Here is a 23,070-nt window from a genome sequence, read left to right as displayed (position 1 = left end):
CATTTATATAAAATGCAATTAATGTGTAAGTCATTATGTATAACAGTTTAATATGAATCTAATTAACATTGAAATAAAATTACTACTGTTAAAAAGGCTTTGCAAAGATCTTCAACAATCAAGCACCATTCTGGAATAAGGATGTCGCTCATTTTCATTTATAGAGTCATATTGTTGAGGATCAATGAGTTGCATAATAGTGATTGTGAAGAATTACACTTAAAGTAACGAAGCAGGTTACTTGAAGAAGGATTTTTAATTATCTTTAGTGAATGTTTATAAATTATCTATTTATTCTTAATTCACTGGGGGGAAAGAAAATGACCGTTAAATTGAATGAATTAAACATAAGTGACGATAAATCACTTTTAGATATTGATACAATTTTCGATTTTATGCAACGTAGTTATTGGGCAAATAGGAGACCAAAGGATAAAATCAAGAAATCTATTGAAAATTCCTTATGTTATGGGGTTTATTATGGTGGTAAACAGGTGGGTTTTGCCCGTGTTGTTACCGATTGGGCAACTATGTACTATCTATGTGATGTATTTATTGATGAAGAATACAGAGGACAAGGGATAGGAAAGAAATTGATTGAAGAAATAATAAGTTCTGAGAACTTAAAGAATTTATTTGGTTATTTGGGTACTAAAGATGCACACACACTTTATGAACAATATGACTTTATTCGAGAACAAGAAAAAGTAATGACTCGGATACCTGACTTTTTAAGAAATAAATAAAGGCATTTTGTTAAACTAACGGGGGCAAGAGTTGAAGATGGGAGCTGTCATTATCGGCAGCTTTTTCTTTTTGCGCATTACTTCAAGAAGGGTAATGCACTTTCATATTAAACTAACGAAGCAGATTAGTTAAAGTTAAAGTAGAAATAAAAAAGGATAAAGGAGATTATATTATGCTAAAAGAAACATATCACATTGCTGTACCAACTGCATTTTTTGAAGACGAATCTGTAAATATTCAGGGGACAATAGATCATATAAGAGATCTGTATAAACAAGGAGTAAAGTCTGTTCTTGTCTCTGGATCCACTGGTGAACAGCATAGTCTGAACCTTAAAGAGAAAATCGAATTAATAAACTGTTTAGTATTGGAAGAAGAACTTATTAATAATATGGAAATTTTATTTGGAGTGTCATCTATTAGACAGAAAGAGGCAGAAGAACTAGCTAAAAAGATTAGTACTACAAAAATATCAGGTATTTTGCTTGGATATCCGCCGTATGTTTTACCGACACAAGAAGAGGCATTAGTTTATACAAAAACCATTATTAATCTTAGTAATAAGCCTACTATCTTATATAACAATCCAAAAAGAACTGGATTTGATTTATCAGTAAACAGTATCATTCAGTTAAGTGAGATAAAATTAGTGGTTGGGTTAAAAGAAGCTGGCAATAAAGAAAAAGTTGGACTACTAAAAAAAGATATTAACAGAAACAACTTTCATTTTTATGCTGGGGGAGAAATGGAATTAGAGGAAAAAGTATTACAGGGGTTTGATCGTCTTTCTTCAATCGCTGGAAATATTTCACCAATTGAAATCAATCAATGGTTTAATAAAATGCTTACGAAAAATAATATTACTCAACAAGAAAGAGTAAAGGTAGAATCCATTATTCAACAAGTTTATCAAGGGTCACCTTTAGTAAACTTAAAGAAAAGTATTAATCAAAAGGGAATTGCAATGGGAATTTGCAGAAGTCCAATTGGAAATATTTAATTAGATAGAGCATAAACTTCTAAAACTAATGTGATAATTACATAGTTAGTGCCATTTTATAAGGACCAGTATTTATTTTACTGACCCAGATGGTCATAAGTTTGAGTTTCATACAGGTACTTTGCAAGATAGAATAGATTGCTACAAACAAGAAAAAGCACATATGGATTTTTTCGATTACAGGATTTCCTTGATGAACTAACGGGTACTTGAGTTGAATACCAAGGGTTGCTGCGGCAATCCTTTTCTTATTCGACTAAAGGTCATTTATATACAGTATCGACTTAAAATGATTGATAGAATGCACCTTTTATCATTGTTTACATATAAGCATAGTTAAGTGGTTAAGGACTTGACTTGGAGCCTCTGTGGGTATGATTGGTCTTGAAAGGCTGAAGCAGTGGTTTCAGTGGCACACAAGCCTATCATACCCACCCCTCCAAGTAAAGTCCTACCGTTGTTTACGTTGAAAACTATAATTACTTACTGTATATAATATGGTAAACAAAGTTAGAAAATAGCTAATTTTGTTTCGTTATTAACGATGAATACGGTCAAAAATCATACTGTATATAAGTGGCAGGTTAGTTGAATAACACAATATGCGTTACTGTACTACCCTGTCTACTTTTAGTAAAACTTTATAAAAAAGTTCAACTAGAAATATTTGGTTGACCTTACAAAAACCTATAGAAATTTAGATTAAAAAGAGATCTACATAAGAGCAATGAGTTAGTACAACCTTTGTATATCTAAATTTATTTTATTAGCTTCTACAATAATATTTTTAATTAATGATTCAACTGTTTGACTTTTAGCTAACCTTGGGCTTTGACCAGACCAAAGTGACACGTAATCTAGATTATTTTGATCACTAGAAGTCTTCCTAATATCCTGGGTTAGTATATTATCAACAGGGAAATCTGGTAAAAATCTTTCGTGCCTCTGCATTTCTAAAATAAATTTATTTTTTATTCCTCTTGCCCATTTACCAGAAAATGAACGAGTTAATATAGTATTGTCTTCGGTAGCATTAAGTATAGCCTCTTTATGTACCTTATGTGCTCCACTTTCAATACAAGTCAAGAAAGCCGTGCCCATTTGTACACCCTTCGCCCCTAAACATAAAGAAGCCATTAACCCTCTTCCGTCCATAATTCCTCCAGCAGAAATAACAGGAATATTTACATTGTCAACAACTTGTGGGATAAGTGACATTAAACCCACTAAACTCTCCTGATACCCATCGATAAAGTTCCCACGATGTCCACCAGCTTCACTACCTTGAACAACAACAATATCCATCCCTGCTTTTTCATTTTCAATTGCTTCTCTAACAGTAGTAGCCGTTCCCACCAAAGTTATGTTATTTTTTTAAAATTCAGCAATTACTTTCTTAGAAGGAATGCCAAATGTAAAGGAACAAATAGGAACCTTCTCTTCAATTACAACCATTATTTGGTCAATAAATGTTTCAAAAACAGTATTAAAATTAGGAATTTCAAAGCTATCTTTTCCTGGTAAATTCAGTTTCTCCCGAATAGGGTTTAATATCTCGTTAACTGATTTTACTTCTTCCTCTATAACATCATATTCATCGGGAACAAATAGATTTATACCAAAAGGGTTTGATGTTAAATGTTTTATTTCTTTAATTTGTTCTCACATTTGGTTAGGTGTCATATAACCTGCACCAATCATTCCTAGACCTCCAGAATTTGAAACCTCGGCTACTAATTTCGAAGTTGTTACTCCGCCAGCCATAGGAGCTTGTATAATAGGATACTGAATTTGTAAAAGTTCTGTCATTTCATTCTTTAGCATAAATCTCACCTCGTGATTTTAAATACATTCTTTTATTGTATTGATCAGTGATACTCTCTCTTAAATTGAATTCCAAATAAAAGAATCCCTGCTCCAATTAAAATGACACTAGCTGCTCCTATCAATGCTGAATTAAAATTATGAGTGAAAGATGTTAAGGCTCCAGCAAGTATTGGACCTATTAACTGTCCAATAGCATAAATAGCTGTAAGTGTGCCAATAGTACGACTACTATTAGATGGATTCATTTGTTGTCCCAATGTCGTAGCAATTGTAGTGATACCCATAAACGTAGCTCCAAACAATATTGCACTAATAATAAAACTAGATTGAGAGCCCCATAAGGCTGGCATTGCAATACCAAAGGCTTGCAAAGTCATTGCAAACACTAATGAATTAACATAACCCCATTTTTTAGAAAGAAAAGACCAGATGAGACAGGAGGGAATTGCAGCCAATCCAACAATCATCCAAACTAAGGTAGCCCCATTCTGAAAGGATGAGGTGTTTTCAGCGATAGATACGATAAACGTTCCTGTAACTATATAACCTAATCCTTCTAAACCATAGGCAATGTTCAACAATAAGAGTCCTTTATTGGAGGGGTCTTGTGTAAAAGTTTCTTGTTTAGTTTTCAACTCATCAGGGTTGGGTTTTTCATCTAGCCAGATCCATACGAAGAAAGTAAGGATTCCACTGACAACAGCTAGTCCTATCCAAGTTCCTTCCCACTGAAATAAATGGTTTAAACTCGGAATAAGTAGACTGGATAAAAAGATTCCAAGACCTACCCCTCCATAGAATAAGCCAGACCAATTGGTTTTGCTTATAGTAGCAAGCTTATCTAACACAATACCGGAGGCTATGACCAACACATAAGCACTAGAAATTCCTGATAGAAAGCGAAGTACATTCCAAAGTAAATTAGAGTATGTGAGACCCATCAGTGCAGTGGATAAAATTGTGATGATTAGGCTTATTCTTAACAAAATGGTTCTATACTTCTTAAAAGGAAAGGAACCTGCTAAAATTGCCCCAAGCAAATATCCTGCGTAATTACTTGATGCTATATAGCCAGCTATTGTATTTGAAAAAGAAAGTTCTTTTTGCATAAGTGGAAGAATGGGAGTATATGCAAATCTTCCAATCCCCATAGCAATGACTAAAGACAACATTCCCCCTATTAAAAAATGATAAGTTTGCTTCTTCAAATGAAAACCTCCAAAAAGTTAATCTATTTAAAGCATATATGTTTTTTGGTATATTGAATAATACATAATAATAATAGTTGCTATCAGATAATTAGATGGCAAAAAGTTAGGTGGGGGAGGAATACAATGGATTTGCATACATTAAAAATTTTTCAGACCGTTGCTAAGAAGGGGAGTATTTCTCAAGCAGCAAGAGATCTTCAATATGCACAGTCAAATATCACAATGAAAATACAGCAGTTGGAATCGGATCTTCAAACAACTCTTTTCTATAGACATAATCGCGGAACTGCGTTAACAGCCAAAGGAAGCTTGTTGCTAACGTATGCAGAAAAAATATTCGATCTTATTGAAGAAACTCAAAATATGATGACTGATGATCAAACACCTAAAGGTCCGTTAGTTATTGGTTCAATGGAAACAACCGCAGCAGTTCGATTACCAAGCGTACTTTCAAAGTATCATAAAGACTTTCCTGAAGTTGATCTAACATTAAAAACAGGTTCTACGGAAGAAAATATTCAAGGGGTTCTTCAGTATGAACTTGATGGAGCATTTGTAGCCGGACCTATTACGCACCCTGAACTGATTCAAAAGGAAGTATTTGAAGAGGAATTGGTACTAATAACTGATACAAAACATCCACCTATTTCTTCTATTAAAGATATTCAAACAAGGACAATGCTTGTATTTCGTACTGGATGTTCTTATCGGGAAAAGCTTGAACAATGGTTACACCAAGAGAGGGTTATTCCAAATAAGATAATGGAATTTGGCACCCTGGATGCAATCGTTGGTTGTGTATTTGCTGGACTTGGACTAAGTATGCTACCACTGAGTGTGGTTGCAAAGCATATACAAGAAGGAACCCTTAGACAGCATTCAATTCCGAATGAATATGGACTAGTTAAAACAATATTCATTTATAGAAAAGAAAGGTATGTATCTACGTCTTTAATTAAATTTATAAATACGTTAGGTGATTAAAGTTAGCTTTTATTTTTAATGGGTTAAAATTGTCTTAAATCAAAAGTTTGTGAAGAATTGTACTTAAATTAACGGGTGCTTTCCTTAAAGAAGGGGAAAGCACCCTTTTTTTGTATATTAAAAAATGGTATTTAGTGAAAAGAAGAAATAAATAAAATCTTTTCACAGTAAAAAACCTGCCCTTAGGCAGGTGTTGGAAGTTGTATTTTTTTCATTAATTCCAGAGCAAAGTCTTTGTGAGTTATTTGTTTCTCTTCATCAAAGATAGCAACGTAGACAAAAGTAGTTTCTTCGCCCATTTTAAATGCAGCGTATTTAGAACCACCATTGCCATTATGAATCTCAGCAACATAGTCGAATTTTCCCTTTAAATTCGGATATTCATTCAAATCAATTTCTTTGATTTCCGTACCTGGACCACCTGCTGCTTTAACAAGTTTAGACCAATCATAAATTTGTTTTTCTACATCAGGCATTGCTCTGCCTTTTTCAACAAAAACATTAATGTCCTGATACTCTCCGGTTCCAATGGCCTCGAATTGTTTTCCGTTCACTTGTTTAGTTTCAAAACCTTCAGGTAAATATACTTTTTTTGCTAATTGTGGTTGAACATCAGCTTCCGTCAATTCTACTTCCACTTTTTCACTATCAACCTCAAAAGCAAGAACATTTTCATCGTGTTTTTTCTCGACCACTTCTTGCGTTGGCTCTTCTTTATCCACCTTGGTTCCGCCTGTTTCTTCTCCACTACAAGCACCTAACACCAAAGCTGAAGAGAATAATAATAATAATAATCTTTTTTTCACATTTGTTCCCCTTTTTATGTAATATCCTATCTGAAAAGTATTCTCTGTAAATTAAATCTAAAATAATGGTTAATAATATACCATCCTTTTACTAAAGTAGAGAATTAAAGGTATATTTTAACTATATTAGTTGGTTCAGTCAATAGAGATTAGTATCTTTATTGATCTAAAAGGTGCATTACTTCAAGTAGAGGTATGTACCTTTTTATTGAACTAAAGGGCACCCATTAGTTGAAAAAGGTTTTTGAGTTTAAAAGGAGAATATGAACATTTGATAAAGGATTGTGTTGTTGGGGAAATAAAGTAATAAATTTACTTATATTATGGAAGAAGAGCGATGATTGATAATCTAAAGGTAATTTTTGCCGTTAGTTTTTGGCTATCTTTTAGGGAGTCTTAATACCGCTGTGATTGATTGGAAAATATACGGCCAGTACATAAGAAGCAACGGAAGTAAAAATGCTGGGCTTACTAATACTCTGAGAATTCTTGGGATATCTGCTGCGGTATTTGTTCGTATAATTTAAAAATGGGATTATAACTATTTGAAAGTGGTGATAAGATGAAAGCAATCATCATAGGTGCAGGAATCGGAGGGCTTTGCACGGCCATCGCCCTTCGTAAAATCAGGATGGAAGTGAACGTTTTTGAAAGCAAGCAAGAAGTGCGTTTCGCAGGTGCTGGGCTTGCAATCAGTGCGAATGCTATCCGGGCATTGCAACAGTTAGGTGTAGGCAATCAAGTTGTTCGGGAAGGGAAGGTATTAGAGGAACTTCGCATCTTAACACCTTCAGGGAAAATCCTGCAACGGAAAGAGACAGCTATAATTAGCCCCAAGTATGGACTTGACAATGTGGCGATTGAGCGAGGAAACCTCCTGGAGTTCCTAATGAGCGCTTTAGGTCAAGAGCAAATTGTCTATACCGGAAAGACCTGTAGGCGTTTTGAACAAAATGACTCCGGGGTGAAAGTATGGTTTTAAGACGGTTCAACGGAGGAAGGAAATTTGCTGATTGCTTCAGATGGCATTCATTCCACCATTCGTAAGAAACTGATGCCTAATGTAAAACCGCGGTATGCTGCAGGCTTTGGAAAGATATGAGGACGAACGAACTGAGCGAACCAGTGTAATTACCAGAATGTCAAACCGAATTGGAAAGGTGGCACAGTTGAATGACTGCGTTTCTGTAACTCTTCGGAATGCAATATTCCCGCATATCCCAGCCGGGGTTATGGAAAAACAGTTGAAATACCTGTATGAAGTAAAGTTTGAGGGGTTTCTGTAAATATGTTGCATTTAAATTATATAGACTGCCATAGTAAAAAGTGTTTTTTACATTTTTTATTATTGAGATGATAACAAAAACAGGGGGGATACGATTGATTATTAATGAACGAGAAAGAGAGTTTGTAATAATAGAACAACATAACCATGCTGTTTTATCAGGTGATCTATTTAGTTATTTGCAGGAAGAGTTTTTTACGGGTAAGGAATTCAAACAAGATATTCTTTTTGCCACACAATATCATGATTGCGCATGGATAGGACTAGATGCTGCCCCTCTTTGGGATGATAAAGAAAATTCTCTATACTCATTTATTAATTTACCTTCATCACTTAAACTTCCTCATTATAGATATGGGATTGATTGGATTGAACAACGAAACAAGTATGCTGCATTGCTTTGTAGTCGGCACTATTCATCTTTTTTTAGCAACACTAAGAGTGAAGGTGAGATAAAATATGTACAATATGAAAAGACACGGCAGAACAGATTATGTCGAGAATTGGGTATAGCAATAGAGGATAGTAATATTCATCTTGAGATATTAAAATTCTTGGATAACTTATCAATTTATATTTGCATTAATGAACCAGGTGTGAAAAAAAGTGATGAATTTCCTTGGTATCAAAATGGCTTTGAAGGTACAGAACTCTTTTCAATTGAGAAAAGTGATAGAATTGTAGCATATTGGCTTAATGAAAGGTATATCGGCTTAACTCCCTTTCCTTTTAGACGGGCATTCGAAGTAACCGTGCCAACAAAAATAGTAAGCAAATGTGATATTAAAGAAAAAGGAATTATTGAAGCCTATAAAGATGTACCTTTAGTATTTAGAACCTTTAAAATAGGTCCTAAGGGTTCAATCAGTTAAATAACTATTTATGAATATCTAATTTCACGTTTTATCTAACTATGCTAAGTCAAATGTCTTTCCATTTGGATATAATAATGAACAGTTTTGAAGAGAGGGAGGAAATTCCCTATTATTCTTAAAGTCTTAACTTCGTGTAAAATATCAATTTTACGATGACTGTATTTGATTTAGCGTGTATAAATTCAAGAATATAAAGCCCAATAACCTAAATTTGAAAAGTATAATGTTGATCATAATACCACTGCTAACGAAGTTCTATGTAAATCAAAGAGGTTGATTTAAACAAAAGTATATTACAAGATGGCAGGTTTTACAGAAAAAGCATAAATAGACCAGTAATAACGGTGCGGATATTTATCTGCATCCTTTTTATTTTACTACGATAGTACTAGTCAGAAATTCCATTGCTACATTATAATAGTTATAGCAATGCTTTTTGCAACTTATGGAGTTGAAATTATGACAAATGAAGCTTTCGTATACATAGTGGTCGTTTTTATTGCCGGAATATTAAGTTCATTATTATGTTTGTATGCTTACTTTCGCCTGAAGGATGTCCCCGGGGGAAAGCCGTACATATTTGTTACCCTGTTATCTGCTATGTTCACATTTTCCTATGCATTTGAGCTTTCAAGTACATCTTTGAAGAAAATGTTACTTTGGTTAAGTGTTGAGTACTTGGTTCTACCATTTATACCAGCATGTATCCTCTTAATGTGTCTGGGGTATGTAGGGAAAAAACTAAAACAATGGATGTACTATTTTCTATTTTTACCTCCTATTTTGACCATTTTCATGCATGGAACGAATGAGCTTCATCACCTCTATTACACATCGATTAAATTAAATAGTGACAGTCCATTTCCAATTTTAAAGCTGGAATATGGTCCTTGGTTTTATGTTCATTCTATTTATTTCTTTTTATGTTTTATGTTGAGTGTAATCTTTTTACTATTGGAACTAAGGAAAACAACGATTTTTCGGTTCCGTATGCAAATCATTTTAATGGTATCAGGAATCATTGTGCCGATCATCGCTAACTATTTTTATTTAAATGATTTGAGTCCATATGGCGTTGATTTGGGACCGGTTTCCATGAGTATTTCCTTTTTCCTTCACGGTGCTGCGCTTTTATCTTATCAAATGTTTGATGTCACCCCTGTTGCAAGAGAGACAGTTTTTGAAAACATGAAAGAAGGGGTCATTGTGCTAAATCAAAACGGGATACTTATTGATTATAACAGTGCAATGAGTGACATCATTCCAATATTAAACTCTCAATCTATTGGAAAATCCCTCGTGGATGTCATTGGAAAAGAACCTCAACTCGCTGAAATCATCGTTCTTGAAAAAGAATGTGATTATAGGTTACCTTTACGGGATAAAAATACCTATTATCATATTCGATTTTCAGATGTAAAAGTGAAAAATAAAATCATGAAAATTATTACCTTTATTGATGTCACTGAACGAGTTGATTTACAGGAAAAATTGCAGTATTTAGCTCGTATTGACGGCTTAACACAAGTCTTTAATCGTCATTTTTTTAAGGAAGAATGCGAAAGAATTGTAGAGTCTCAGAAAGGAAGATATGTATCCATTATCATGTTTGATATCGATCACTTTAAACAAGTAAATGATACTTTTGGACATGAAGCTGGTGATCTGGTTTTAGCTCAGGTAGCCAGTATTGTGAAGAAGTGTGTAAGTTCGCGTGATATGGTTGGGCGGTATGGCGGAGAAGAATTTATCCTATGTATGCCCGATACGTCTCTAAAGGTAGCAAAAGAGATGGCTGATTTCATTCGAATGAATATTTATCAAACAGATATACCGTATATGGAAAAAGAGATTCGTGTTACATCTAGCTTTGGCGTATCTTCCGTTCTAATAAGTGATGGAGATCATAGTCAAACCCTCCAAACTCTTATGAGAGAAGCTGATCAAGCTCTTTATGTTGCTAAACGTAATGGCAGGAATTGTGTTGAGCTTTTTGAAAATATAGGATCAGAGTTTATTCATTAGAAGGATCAATTCTTTAACTCATTTATAAAAGCTTTCCTGATTAATAAGCAAAGGGTTCCGTTTTGAGGTGCTTTTCATAGAATACTTGCCGATATGACAGTGGTAATGGCATCGGTATTGGTATATAAAAAGGGAAAACTCGCCATAGAAATAATTGAATTCGCGAGTTTCTTTATTAGGAGTACAGGATGTCTTGTTCTGAATCGAGTAACCAGCAATAAGCGGAGGTTTTCCGATTATGCAAAGTAAAATCACCTTATTTCGCATTATTCAAGTCAATAGGCGGAATCCCTCCGTCTAATTTATGCTTTTTTAAATAATAATTACTAAATAAGAGAAATTTCTTCGTCTATTTTTTCAACTCAGGTTCTTTCCCTTATCCCCCAACCGATAAGTGCGCACCCTCTCGAACCTCAATGAAACTGGTACTCAAAACAGTATTATGTTTTCCAATAAATGGTGGGACAATTAACCTGTCCCTCTGTCCCTGAAAGTAAACTTTTGATTACGTTACTGTTAAGTTTTATGGGGAAATTGTCGGAATTTGAGATAGTTTGGCTGGCTCATTTTTTCTTGTAATTTATTTAATTTGTTTTATTTTGTTCTTAATTACTACAATAGGTCTGGATAAAATCTACCTGAAGCGGAATGAGGATCTTTACATATCTTAACACTACCTTCAAATACTTTTTTTATACTTTCCCTGTAACTCAATTTGAGGAGGGATATCAATGACAAATGAAGGTAATTTTGATGAGTTGGTAAAGAAGTGGAGTGAAACGGCTTTAGAGAAAAATATGGACCGCAGGAATTTTATCTCGGGTGCGAGCAAGCTTGCCGGTTTATCTCTTGGACTTGCTCTTACCCAATCTGTAACAGGGATTGAGGTTATTAATGCGGCACCGAAATTTAATGATTATCCTTTTTCTCTTGGTGTAGCTTCTGGTGATCCACTACCTGATAGTGTAGTTTTATGGACAAGGCTTGCTCCGGATCCGCTGAATGGCGGCGGCATGCCAAATGAAGCGGTAAAAGTGAAATGGGAAGTGGCAAAGGATGAAAATTTCCGCAAAGTAGTTCAGAAAGGCAAAGTGGCGGCAGTTCCTGAACTCGGACATAGTGTTCATGTAGAAGTGGATGGCCTGAAACCAAATCAAGTCTATTACTATCGTTTCACTTGCGGAGGGGAAGTCAGCCAAACTGGAAGAACAAAAACATTGCCAGCAGAGGGTACAAGTGTAAAGAGTCTCACATTTGCTTTCGCATCCTGCCAGCAATTTGAACATGGTTTTTTTACTGCATACAAGCATATGGCAAAGGAAGATCTAGATATGGTCTTTCATCTCGGTGATTACATATATGAGTACGGACCAAATGAATATATTTCATCAACTGGTAATGTCCGGGTTCACAGCGGACCAGAGATTATGACAATTGATGACTATCGAAACAGATATGCTCAATACCGCTCAGATGTCCATCTACGCGCTGCCCATGCTGCTTTTCCTTGGGTAGTAACCTGGGATGATCATGAGGTAGAAAATAATTATGCCAATCTAATCCCAGAAAAAGGACAATCTGTGGAAGCATTTGTAAAACGCAGGGCTGCAGCTTATCAGGCTTATTATGAACATATGCCGCTACGCAAATCATCTCTTCCTGAAGGGGCAGATATGAGGCTATATAGAGGATTCTCATATGGAGATCTTGCTAATTTCTTTGTTTTAGATTCCCGCCAATATCGCGATGACCAGGCAAACGGAGATACAAGTTCTCCGCAGACAGAGGAATCATTGGATCCAAGCAGGACTCTCCTTGGTACAGAACAGGAAAAGTGGCTTGCTGATGGCTTGTCACGTTCAAATTCAAAATGGAATGTTCTCCCACAGCAGATCTTTTTTGCAGAAAGAAACTATGGGACACCTACGGAACCACGCTATAGTATGGATTCATGGGACGGATATCCGGCTGCGCGCGAAAGGGTAATGGAAGTGGTAAAGGCAAATGACATAACCAACCTTGTTGTCCTGACAGGAGATGTTCATGCAAGCTGGGCATCAAACTTAAAAGAGGATTATTCAGACCCTAATTCCAAAACAGTAGGTGTCGAGTTTGTCGGGACTTCCATTACATCTGGAGGCAATGGCGCTGATAAGCGTGCTGATACTGATAAAATATTAGCTCAGAATCCTCACATTAAATTCTTTAATGATTACCGTGGCTATGTGAGATGTACAGTAACACCGGAGCAATGGAGGACGGATTACCGTGTTGTTCCATTTGTAACTGAGCCAGGAGCAGACATATCAACAAGAGCATCACTTGTCTATGAAAAAGATCAATCAGGACTTAAGAAGGTTTCTTCTGCATTAGTGTCTGAAGGAGTCCAAAAGACGAATGAAGTGGAAGAAGACAGAACCCGCGCACATAACCGTGCACATGAAAAACAGAAACAAAAGAAGAAACAAAATGATAAACAAAAAGTCACTAATTAATTCACGAATGAAAGGAGCTGTATAAATGCTTTCAAATATAGGCATTCCCGGATTAATCCTTGTCCTTGTTTTAGCATTAATTATTTTCGGACCAGCAAAACTGCCGGAATTAGGTCGTGCTGTTGGTTCTACATTAAAAGAATTTAAAAAATCCACTAGAGACTTGGTTTCTGATGAAGAGCCAAGCAAGGAAGAAGTTGTCCAGGTCAAGAAAAAAGCACTTTAGTTATTAACATATTAAAGGGAGATGTAAGCAGTGTGCTTACATCTTCTTTAAATAAGTTATTTTTAGGTTTGAGAATAGGTTCTAAGTTTTTGTTTTGTGATGATGTTATTGGAGTAAAGGAAAGGTTGTATAGTTTTAGAAGGATAAATTTACCTTTTATAGAATATAAGAAATATGAGGGCCGATCTTTGATGCAAAGTAGGCTTTTTTTATTGTTGCAAAAGATTAATTTGTTTAAAGAAAAGATGTGAAAATGTGATATTTATAAAGGATGTTGTAAAAAAGAAAATTGGTTAGCAGAACTGAAATTTTATGAAATTTAGCTATAGCAATTTTTTGCATACTTATTTTATTACTTCAGTACTATTATAACTATCATAAATGGAAAAATATGAAAAGTAGTATGCAATGCAATACTGGTAAGAGGATATCATTTTACTTTATTCGCAGCTAATTGGAAGGAAGTGTAGGATGAAACAACTTTATATAAAACAGAAGGTATTCAGTCTAAGTGGTAAGTTTACGGTGAAGGATCAGCAGGAGAATGATGTTTTTTATGTGGAGGGAAGCTTTATGCAAATTCCAAAGACTTTCTCCATTTTGAATACAGCAAGAGAAGAGGTTGCGCTCATTACGAAAAAGGTGTTTAGCTTTTTACCGAAGTTTTTTGTAGAGGTAAATGGTAGTGAAGTGGTCATGATTAAGAAAGAATTTTCTTTCTTTAAAGCACGATATACGATTGATGCGGGAGGCATAGAGGTACAGGGTAACTGGTGGGGTATGGATTTTCAAGTCTTACAGCATGGTGAAGTAATCGGTAAAGTGAGCAAGGAGTGGTTCACTTGGGGTGATAGCTACAAAGTCCAAATAATAAATGAAGACATGGATGCCATCGTAATCGCACTAGTTGTAGCGATTGATTGTGTGAAGGCTGATCAAGCAGCTGCCTCATCAGCTTCTACTGTTTAAATGCTGATGAATCCTAATTTGAAAAACAAGGCAGTTAAAAAGAGAGAAGAATACGATCAGTCAAACTTTCGAATACTAAAACTATGAAACGTATAATTGCACTTTTCCTATTCGTTGTAGTAATGGCAAGTCAAGAATATGTATATGCGAATGAAATCATAAAAGTTAAGTTGAAAAATCACATAGGAGATAAAGAAAAGCTCACAATACAGGTCAGAGGTAGATATACATTATTGGATGGAATTGAAGATATAAAAGAAGATGTTACACATGTTTTATCTGTCAGAAAAGGTTCAATTTTATTAACCAATCAAAACGAAAAACTGGATTTAAATAAATCTTTTGTATTAATACCAGATCAATATGATGAAGAGCATGTTATATCAGTTAATAATAAAAAATACCTTGGTGCAATGGAATTCACCATAGAAGATGGTAAATACATTAGACCGATTAACCAAGTCCCAATAGAAGATTATTTAAAAGGTGTTGTACCTTTTGAGGTGTATCCATCGTGGAAACTGGAAACGTTGAAGGCACAAGCTCTTGCTGCTAGGACCTATACGATTACACATATGGACAAGGACATGGATGACACCATTCAGTTTCAAGTCTACGGCGGGTATGAATGGCATGAACAAGCTTCGAAAGCGGTTGAAGAAACAAAAGGTGAAATCATTACATTTAATAATAAGCCTATCAATGCTTATTATTCGGCGAGTAACGGTGGAGTAACTGAAAACAATGAGAATGTATGGGATGAAGCGGCAGAATCTTATTTTCCTATAAAAATTGATCATTTTGATCCTATTCAACCTTGGACACTCAATTTGCAAAAAGCGCAGCTGTTACTAAAAGATGTAGATGTGACTAGAATGTACTGGTGGGAGAAGTTACAAGAAAAAGAACCTTCTATAACAGAACCTATGAAAAAAAGGTTAACCAAACAAGGGTTTGAAGGAGATATAAAAATCGTATCTATTTCAAATCTAGATATTGCATCAGATCATTACGAATCACATCGTGCTAAAAAAGGTTCAATTAAAATAGAATTCTTAAGACGTTTGATTGAAGGAACAGTCGTCTATGAAGTTGTTGAGTTAAAAGATGTAGCAATCGATTGGATTAGACCTCTTATAGGAGGTTCCACCTTTAGAAGCTACCTGATTGATTCATTTGAAGAACACGATCAATATTATCTGATAAAAGGGAGAGGTTTTGGTCACGGTGTAGGAATGAGTCAATGGGGTGCAAGTATAATGGGGGATAGAGGTTACACATATAGAGACATCATCAATTATTATTATCCGGGAACAACGATTAAAAAAATAGCTGATATGCAAAAGGAATAGGAAAGCCTCTTAATTTTACTAAGAGGCTTTGTTGAGTATTATTTCTTAACAGCATGGATAAAATGAATGGTCTCGAATGAAGATAAATAATCCGTTCTATTTCTGAAAAAATGCTCATTTATTAATGTTGGTGATAAATGTTCATATATTAGTAAACCTGATTTTTCTAACAAATTCTCAATTTCATGATAAGTGAAACTTGATTTCATTGGTTCTCCACCTGCAGAGGCCATTTTTACCATATTCTCAACTCTATTAGACATCCCTTTTTCTTTAAAGAGTTTTTCGTCTGCATAATCAAAAACAATTGAGCTGCCTGTTGGGACGTTATTAAATAAATGTTGTATCAAGCTCGCATTTTCCTCTTTAGTTAAATAATAAGAAACCCCTAGAAGACTAAAAAAAGTTTTTTTGTACTTGAATCCTTCATCTATTAATTCTTGAAAAGAAAACGGAGTTGTGAAATCCTTAGAAACAAAATGAAGATTGGTAGGGATATTTAATTTCTCCTTTTCTATCTTTTTCTTTTTAAATTCTTGGGTAGTTGGATAATCAATTTCAAATATTTCTAAGCTGTTTTCCAATTCTGGATGTCGGAAGCAGAAAGTATCTAAGCCAGCTCCGAGAATGACATATTGTTGTACTCCTAACTTCATTTCATTAAGCAATACCTTTTCACAATAGGCAGAACGTGCTAAGGGTGTAGGGGAAAGCTGGACTTGTATAATCCATTTTAAAATTTCCTTTGGGTCATCTTTAAATCTTTGCCCAATATCTTTGTTGAAAAAATTTATACCGTTAATCATGTTCTTGCTAATCATTGATAATTCTTCTTCGGAAATTAATTTGTCTGCAATAAAATCATCAAAAATTTTTGGTGTGTCAAATCTACTGTGATATGCACGACTGAAAGCCGATACCAAGGAAGTTATACTGGACTTATTATGTTTCATTCCATTTTCCTCCCATACAAAAAATGAGATTCCCCTGGCCAGGAGAATCTCATTATAATATACAGAATAGTAAATGTAAATTATAGCATAAATAGAATTTTTTGTCAAATGTTTTACTTGTGATTCATTAAGTAAGAAGTTAATAACACATGTTTAATTAAAGTAAAGTGTAACTTTATGGAGGTAACTATAAACATGTAAATTCACTATTTTATAATCGGATTTAAAGCGATTCCTATAACTAAGTTTCCCCTTTCTTTTCTTATTTATATTTGAGAAAAATTTTTATTATATAAAGTCAAAAACACCTTAATTTTTTAAAAAATGGTCGATATATACAATGAGAAAACTTATGGGGGAACTAAATTTGAAGAGAAAATTCAAGGTCAACTGGCACAGTATATCAATTAAGATGATGGTATTACTTACTATTATCATTGTGTTTTCAGTAACAACAATGGGGTTAACTAGTTATTTTATAGCGAAAAATCAATTAACGAAAGCTGGTAAACAAGAGCTTTATCACATTGTGAATAGTTCGCTGGCTACATTAGAATCAATAAATAACCAAGTGGAAAGTGGACAATTAACTATAGAAGAAGGTAAAGAGGAAGCAAGGGTGCTTTTAAGTGGACCAAAACTGAAGAATGGGGAACATGATTACAAAAAATCCCATTTTTTATATAAAGGTGAAGGATATATCCTCGGCTATGATGCAAACTTTTCCTCACAAGTTCATCCTAGTAATCCTGTAGGGGATATTCCGGAGGACACGACAAACCGTGAAAAAATGGTTAAAGGTTCACTAGCTTCTACTATAGAAGACCGGTATGTATATTTTGATGATAAAAATGATGAAACAGGTGAGATAAGGGAAAAAATCTCTTATATGGAACATTTTGAGCCATGGGATTGGTACGTTGGTCTAACTGTATATGAAGATGAGTTTTATGAAGGGTTAGAAGTTGTTAAATTTATTATTTTATGGGGCACTTTAGCTATTATCATAATAAGTATATCAATATTTTACGTGGCGATAAGAAAAAAAATATCTTTATTGAAAGAAGTCGCAATATCATCGATAAATATTGCTGATGGAAAGATAAAGGCTACAAATCTATCAGAATCAAGAGATGAAATTGGTCAACTAGCAGGTGCATATAATAAAATGTCGTATCAGCTTCTTGAATTAGTCCAAAGTGTAAAAAGTACAAGTTCACATCTACTTGATTCAGCAACAGAGCTATCTGCAGTATCAGAACAAACTCTAGCAAGCAGCGAAGAGATTGGAACAGCTATCTCGGAAATTTCGTTAGGAACTCAGGAACAAGCTAGTGATCTAGAAAACATTAATCAAAGTGTAGAAACATTGACTCAATCAATTGATTCAATGAATCAACAAAGTAATATTATAAAAGAAGTTACGGGGAAATCTGAAAAATTATCAAACGAGGGAAATGAAATTGTTTCTTCATTGAGACAATCTAATGCAGCTTCTCTAGAAGCGTCGGAGAAAATAAATACAAGTGTAAAAAGTCTATATGATAAGAGTCAGGAAATTCACCATTTATGCAGACGATTGAAAACATTGCAGCCGAAACAAATTTACTCGCATTAAATGCTAGTATTGAAGCAGCTAGGGCTGGGGAGCATGGAAAAGGCTTTTCTGTAGTAGCAAATGAAATAAGAAAGCTTGCTGAACAATCTAAGGAAGCAACTTATCAAGTTCGAGGAGTAGTGTCAACTATTGCAGCTGAAACAAGTAATACGGTAGAAATTGTCGAACAAACCATGATCACATCCAATAAATTAAATGATGACGTATTGGAAACCCAATATAAATTTAATCTGTTATCACAATCAATTATTGAGACGATCTCAGCACTAGGTATTTTAAATGATGAAATTGTAAATATTACGAATCAAACTTTGCTGATAGGAGATGGAATTCAAAGTTCATCAGGTGTTTCTGAACAGACTTCTGCATCTGTTGAGGAAATTAGTTCTTCAATAGACGAACATAACAATGCTATAGGACAGGTAGCTAAATCTGCTGAGCAATTAAATGTCATGAATAAAGAACTCGATGACATGTTAAGGCAATATCAAATCTAAATGTAAACAGTAACTGGGAAACTATTGGCAATTCGAAAATATATGCTATATAAAAGATTTTATATGCAACTCAGCGCCTCACTAAAAATAGCAAACGAACTCTAAAAAAAGATTTGTTAAAAAGTGTACTAAATGTAGAAGCAGTTAAAAAATGACCACTTAACTTTTTCTTAAGTGGTCATCATTTATATAAAATCATTCGTTAATTAATTTCATATAATTCACGATCATTTAAAGATTGGACAGGACGATGGTTGTCGGGAAAAAGTTGCTGAAATGCTTGAACTTGTTCTTTCGACATTTGAATCGGCTGCTCAAATATGACCCATTTCACTTCTTCTGTACAAGGAGGTGTTGTTAACGATCCATTATAATGGAAAGATGTTTGATCTTGTGGAAGTAAACCTTGTAAATCGATCGGTTCTTTTACCGCAATATCTTCTCCTGTTTCTTCCTTTGGTAGTACATCCCAAATAGGTGCAAGTTTTTCATTTTCTTTTCCTTCTTGTATCATCATTCCAAGGACTGCGATGTTTCCATTCTCGTCTTTATGTACAAGGTGGAGCTCCATATCAAGATTATGACCATTAAATTGATGTTCACTAGGAGTATGGAAATGTAATTGAACAAGTTTGTATGTATTTCCTTCGACTAATAAACTGTTGCTATCTGTTGTGGCATTAGCCTGCACGGTATGACCGTTGTTTACAAGTGTAAAAGGTGTGGTCTCATATTGGATCTGAATGTTTCCGGTTTTTTTCTCGGTTTTTACTTGTGAGAATTCAATGTTAATTGGAGATTGTTCACTTCCGTTAACACACATGGAGTTTGCTTGGTCCAATTCTCCCCAGTGTTCCGGACCTGTTTCCCCATTATAGGACCAATGAGCAGTCTGTGTACTGTGATTCTCTTTTCCTTTACTTTCATTTGTATTAGTTGCTTCTTTGGTGTTCTCCGAGCAAGCTACTAATGTAAAGATGAAAGAAACAGCTAAAAACGGATATACGAATTTCTTCTTCATGCTTCATATGCCTCCCTTTTCTACTTTTTAGTATTCATATTAAATGAAATACTAAAAATAAAATGAAGACAAAACATTATCTTCCAGATAACGCTTACAATGTAAAATTAAGGAAAAAAGACTACCACTTTACGGAGTAAAAAGAACTATTATGTTACATGATTTGATATGTTTGTCATACAAATTTTTATATTTAGAATAGCATAGAAAGAAAAAGGACGAAACCCTCTTTAAGAGTATCGTCCTTTTCTTTTTACATGATTCAGAAGGTTTAAAAAATAACAGCCAAAACAAACCAGCCGATCATTAATAATTGAATCAATACTTTGGCAATACTGCCACCCAAGAATCCAATAACAGTAGCAAATCCAACTTTTGTTGCCTTTATTGCATCTTTATGAACAATCATTTCGGTTACAAGCACGGCTATGAACGGGACAAGGATGATTCCAAAAGGAGGCAATATGAACGAACCAACAATAGTCGCTATCGCTGCAACAGTCTCTGAAGTTTTAGAACCACCATATTTTTTAACAAAATAACTGTTTGCAATCAGATCTGCTGCGATAAGCACAGCACTTAATACCACCATACTAACCCAAAACCATAAGGACAATCCATCAGAATTAATGAGAAATTGATAAACTAAAAAGCCGCCCCAAATGGCAACAATAGAAGGGATAATAGGGTATATAATCCCCACAAAACTAAGGATAAACAAGACGATCGTTAATCCCCACCACACAAATTCCATGAAAACTCCACCTTTTATTATCAACATGTCGTTACAATAACATTATATTTGTATTTCGTTATGAAAACCAACATTTAATGTTTATTTAAAATAAGCTAAGTGAATTCCAAGCTGAAAAGAGGGGAGGGTATTCAATATTTTTATTTACTTCATCCATACTTTTCGTAAGCAGGGGTGTAGATAATATAAAAAGCCGAAGATTATACAATTCTCGGCATATTCGTTTAACTTTATGAACGATCTGTTTCTTCGTCTCTTTTGTATTCTAAAATATCACCGGGCTGACAGTTTAAAGCTTTACAAATTGCCTCTAAAGTAGAAAGCCTAATCGCTTTTGCCTTTCCATTTTTCAAAATAGAAAGATTCGCCATCGTGATTCCAACCTTTTCTGAAAGTTCTGTGACACTCATTTTCCGTTTTGCCAACATCACATCAACATTTATAATAATCGCCATTGTTTTCACCTCAGACCGTTAAATCATTTTCAGATTTTATATTAATCGCTTCTTGTAAAAGTTTTTGAAGAACAGCAGCGAATACCGCGATGACCAAGGAAGCGAAGATCGGAACCATCCCAATGATGACAAGTCCTGGCGCATCGTCCATCTCAGCAACGAAGAAAATAAAAGGTAAGATCACGACAAAAAGACCACTGATTGTCACTGCACAGAACTTGATTACCCTTAGAGCTTTAACAGACAACTCAGAAAAAGCCTGGTTTTTGTCAATATAGCTTAAAAGCTTAAAAGCCTGGAACAAAGCAATGAAGAATGGTATCACAGCTACATACACCCCTATAACAATGGGATAGAGAATATGGGCATAATCCGGGTTTGCAGGATTTTTAGCTAACCAAATGAACCCAAATGTACCGAAACCAAGAACCGGAGTTCCCATAAGAAAAACCGCTAACTTTAAAAAGAGTGTTGAACCTATTTTCATAAAAAGCACCTCGCTAAGTTATTTTCGATATAAATTTACCACATAGTTTATTGATTAACAATAAATATTTATTAATTTTTATTATTTTTTTGTTGAGTTATAAATTTAACGAAGCATTTCCATACAGGGAATTGCTTTACTAGTATTGAAGAAAAACAATTGTTCACGATGATTTTTTAAAAGCAATTTGTAGTATTGTATATTAACACTTAGTATAATTAGTATAAGTTAGAATAATATACTCTAAGGGTGAGTGACATTAAAAACGAGCCACTTTATCAGCAAATAAAAAATAATATTATTGAGCAAATACAATCTGGGAAGTTACGAGTAGGCGACAGGGTTCCGTCAGAAAAAGAATTGACTGAGGAATTTCATGTTAGTCAGATCACAACTAAAAATGCACTCGCTGGTCTTGCAGAGGAAGGTATAGTTGAAAGAATCAAGGGTAAAGGTACCTTTGTTTGTGAAAGTAAACTTACAAAATCAATTAGTCATTCAAAAACTTCAAAAGGAATAATTGCTTTAATTCTGCCTAGTATGAAAACGAAGATTGAGCAGGAGTTTGTTAATTATATTGAAAAATATGTCTCAAAAAATGGCTATCATTTAATTATTAAGATAACAAGAGAGTCTCAGTTTGAAGAAGCAGACGCAATTGAGATGTATAGAAAAATGAATATTGAGGGCATGATCATTTTTCCTACAGAAAAAGCATCATACAATGAGGCGGTTCTTAGACTTACATTGGATAAATACCCAATGGTTTTAATCGATAGGTATATGAAAAATATCTCAACCTATAGCGTAACCTCCGAAAATGATGTCGGTACTTCTGATGCCATTTCGTATCTTTTGACTAAAGGACATGAAAAAATAGGCCTTATTTCTCCCATTTTCACAAACACAGTAACAGAAGAGAGGGCGGCAGGATTCGAGAATGCTTTTTTAAAACGAGGAACGACAATTGATAAAAACCTATGGTTAACATTAAACTTCAATGATATTTCCCGAAGTAAAACTCCAACGTATATTAAAGAATTTCTAGTAAGCAAGCCTGAAATAACAGCTGTGTTTACAATGAATGTAGAGTTAGCAAGATATACTTACTTAGCAATAACCTCAATTAAGAAAGAAACCTTACGAGACATAGAATTATTATCCTTTGACCCTCCAGGTCTAGCTGGTGTTTCTTTTATCAAACAGGATATTGATGAGTGTAGTAAAAAAACAGTGGACTTATTAGTTGAACAAATTGAAGGTATCTATAATCCGCAGAGAATTTTTGTACCTGTTCAAGTAATTGTGAACGAAGAAGAACCTCTTTAGACAAATAAATACTAAATAGAAAAAACCAAACAATTGACCTCATCAGTCATATGTTTGGGTTTTTTCATTGGGTAATAAGATTTATATAAAAGTAAGTTAAACACTCTAAAAGTATATTATATACTAACCTTAGTATACAAATAGGATAATTAAT

General features: G+C 34.4%; 21 protein-coding genes and 2 pseudogenes. 15 read left to right on the top strand and 8 right to left on the bottom strand.

From position 1 onward, the window contains the following. Positions 1–320 precede the first annotated feature (320 nt). The 3 genes and pseudogenes from HWV59_RS15190 to HWV59_RS15180 form a co-directional block, all read left to right on the top strand. Positions 321–746, top strand: a complete 426-nt coding sequence (locus tag HWV59_RS15190) for a GNAT family N-acetyltransferase (protein WP_102232987.1) — start codon at positions 321–323, stop codon at positions 744–746. A 173-nt stretch (positions 747–919) separates the two neighbouring features. Continuing rightward, complete coding sequence (locus HWV59_RS15185) at positions 920–1,747, top strand: dihydrodipicolinate synthase family protein (RefSeq protein WP_102232986.1); 828 nt, start codon at positions 920–922, stop codon at positions 1,745–1,747. Positions 1,748–1,814: 67 nt separating this feature from the next. After that, positions 1,815–1,949, top strand: a pseudogene (locus HWV59_RS15180) (metallothiol transferase FosB); the annotation flags it as partial. 530 nt (positions 1,950–2,479) lie between these two features. Here HWV59_RS15180 and HWV59_RS15175 read toward each other — a convergent pair. Further along, positions 2,480–3,571, bottom strand: a pseudogene (locus HWV59_RS15175) (NAD(P)H-dependent flavin oxidoreductase). Positions 3,572–3,615: 44 nt separating this feature from the next. Beyond that, positions 3,616–4,782 (bottom strand): YbfB/YjiJ family MFS transporter, encoded by a 1,167-nt coding sequence (locus HWV59_RS15170; protein ID WP_102232985.1) that lies wholly within the window; start codon positions 4,780–4,782, stop codon positions 3,616–3,618. A gap of 126 nt (positions 4,783–4,908) precedes the next feature. Here HWV59_RS15170 and HWV59_RS15165 point away from each other — a divergent pair, with 126 nt between their 5' ends. Further along, positions 4,909–5,769, top strand: coding sequence for a LysR family transcriptional regulator (locus HWV59_RS15165; RefSeq protein WP_102232984.1), 861 nt, complete (start codon positions 4,909–4,911; stop codon positions 5,767–5,769). A 182-nt stretch (positions 5,770–5,951) separates the two neighbouring features. Here the strand turns inward: HWV59_RS15165 and HWV59_RS15160 are convergent, their stop codons facing one another. Next, entirely contained in the window at positions 5,952–6,575 is a 624-nt protein-coding gene (locus HWV59_RS15160) for a hypothetical protein (protein ID WP_175639377.1), read from the bottom strand. 407 nt (positions 6,576–6,982) lie between these two features. Here HWV59_RS15160 and HWV59_RS27085 point away from each other — a divergent pair, with 407 nt between their 5' ends. The 8 genes from HWV59_RS27085 (at position 6,983) to HWV59_RS15120 (ending at position 15,802) form a co-directional block, all read left to right on the top strand. After that, positions 6,983–7,102 (top strand): glycerol-3-phosphate acyltransferase, encoded by a 120-nt coding sequence (locus HWV59_RS27085; RefSeq protein WP_235991836.1) that lies wholly within the window; start codon positions 6,983–6,985, stop codon positions 7,100–7,102. 35 nt (positions 7,103–7,137) lie between these two features. Next, positions 7,138–7,557: an NAD(P)-binding protein gene (locus HWV59_RS15150; RefSeq protein ID WP_175639376.1), complete on the top strand. Its 420-nt coding sequence runs from the start codon at positions 7,138–7,140 to the stop codon at positions 7,555–7,557. Between the two features lie 398 nt (positions 7,558–7,955). Then, complete coding sequence (locus HWV59_RS15145; protein WP_175639375.1) at positions 7,956–8,732, top strand: DUF3891 family protein; 777 nt, start codon at positions 7,956–7,958, stop codon at positions 8,730–8,732. Between the two features lie 462 nt (positions 8,733–9,194). Then, positions 9,195–10,760, top strand: a complete 1,566-nt coding sequence (locus HWV59_RS15140; protein ID WP_175639374.1) for a histidine kinase N-terminal 7TM domain-containing diguanylate cyclase — start codon at positions 9,195–9,197, stop codon at positions 10,758–10,760. A gap of 731 nt (positions 10,761–11,491) precedes the next feature. After that, complete coding sequence (locus HWV59_RS15135; protein WP_102233215.1) at positions 11,492–13,255, top strand: alkaline phosphatase D family protein; 1,764 nt, start codon at positions 11,492–11,494, stop codon at positions 13,253–13,255. 25 nt (positions 13,256–13,280) lie between these two features. Beyond that, entirely contained in the window at positions 13,281–13,481 is a 201-nt protein-coding gene (locus tag HWV59_RS15130) for a twin-arginine translocase TatA/TatE family subunit (RefSeq protein ID WP_175639373.1), read from the top strand. Positions 13,482–13,952: 471 nt separating this feature from the next. Then, positions 13,953–14,450, top strand: coding sequence for an LURP-one-related/scramblase family protein (locus HWV59_RS15125; protein ID WP_175639372.1), 498 nt, complete (start codon positions 13,953–13,955; stop codon positions 14,448–14,450). Positions 14,451–14,533: 83 nt separating this feature from the next. Next, entirely contained in the window at positions 14,534–15,802 is a 1,269-nt protein-coding gene (locus tag HWV59_RS15120) for a SpoIID/LytB domain-containing protein (RefSeq protein WP_175639371.1), read from the top strand. A 38-nt stretch (positions 15,803–15,840) separates the two neighbouring features. Here HWV59_RS15120 and HWV59_RS15115 read toward each other — a convergent pair whose 3' ends face one another. Further along, complete coding sequence (locus tag HWV59_RS15115) at positions 15,841–16,755, bottom strand: class I SAM-dependent methyltransferase (RefSeq protein WP_175639370.1); 915 nt, start codon at positions 16,753–16,755, stop codon at positions 15,841–15,843. 367 nt (positions 16,756–17,122) lie between these two features. On the opposite strand from HWV59_RS15115, the gene HWV59_RS15110 reads away from it, so the two are divergent. Both HWV59_RS15110 and HWV59_RS27080 read left to right on the top strand, forming a co-directional pair. Beyond that, a complete protein-coding gene (locus HWV59_RS15110; RefSeq protein WP_175639369.1) occupies positions 17,123–18,373 on the top strand; it encodes a methyl-accepting chemotaxis protein in 1,251 nt (416 codons plus the stop codon). After that, complete coding sequence (locus HWV59_RS27080; protein ID WP_175639368.1) at positions 18,325–18,870, top strand: methyl-accepting chemotaxis protein; 546 nt, start codon at positions 18,325–18,327, stop codon at positions 18,868–18,870. The genes HWV59_RS15110 and HWV59_RS27080 overlap by 49 nt, the downstream gene beginning before the upstream one ends. Before the next feature lie 202 nt (positions 18,871–19,072). Here the strand turns inward: HWV59_RS27080 and HWV59_RS15100 are convergent, their stop codons facing one another. From HWV59_RS15100 to HWV59_RS15085, 4 genes are all read right to left on the bottom strand, one after another. Continuing rightward, the gene (locus HWV59_RS15100; RefSeq protein ID WP_175639367.1) at positions 19,073–19,891 is read right to left on the bottom strand and encodes a carbonic anhydrase; all 819 of its coding nucleotides are present in this window, start codon (positions 19,889–19,891) and stop codon (positions 19,073–19,075) included. 271 nt (positions 19,892–20,162) lie between these two features. Further along, entirely contained in the window at positions 20,163–20,645 is a 483-nt protein-coding gene (locus HWV59_RS15095) for a DUF456 domain-containing protein (protein ID WP_175639366.1), read from the bottom strand. 230 nt (positions 20,646–20,875) lie between these two features. Next, positions 20,876–21,100 carry a helix-turn-helix domain-containing protein gene (locus tag HWV59_RS15090; RefSeq protein ID WP_102231521.1) on the bottom strand — a complete coding sequence of 75 codons (225 nt, stop codon included), beginning with the start codon at positions 21,098–21,100 and terminating at the stop codon, positions 20,876–20,878. 10 nt (positions 21,101–21,110) lie between these two features. Then, on the bottom strand, positions 21,111–21,587 hold the full coding sequence (locus HWV59_RS15085; RefSeq protein ID WP_175639365.1) for a DUF2975 domain-containing protein: 477 nt from the start codon (positions 21,585–21,587) through the stop codon (positions 21,111–21,113). 249 nt (positions 21,588–21,836) lie between these two features. On the opposite strand from HWV59_RS15085, the gene HWV59_RS15080 reads away from it, so the two are divergent. After that, positions 21,837–22,916, top strand: coding sequence for a GntR family transcriptional regulator (locus HWV59_RS15080; protein ID WP_175639364.1), 1,080 nt, complete (start codon positions 21,837–21,839; stop codon positions 22,914–22,916). Positions 22,917–23,070 lie beyond the last annotated feature (154 nt).

Source organism: Metabacillus schmidteae (assembly GCF_903166545.1).
In the GTDB taxonomy this organism is placed as follows: Bacteria; Bacillota; Bacilli; order Bacillales; family Bacillaceae; genus Metabacillus; species Metabacillus schmidteae.
The sequence above is the reverse complement of the archived record's forward strand: the minus strand, read 5'-3'. Positions and strand labels throughout refer to the sequence as shown.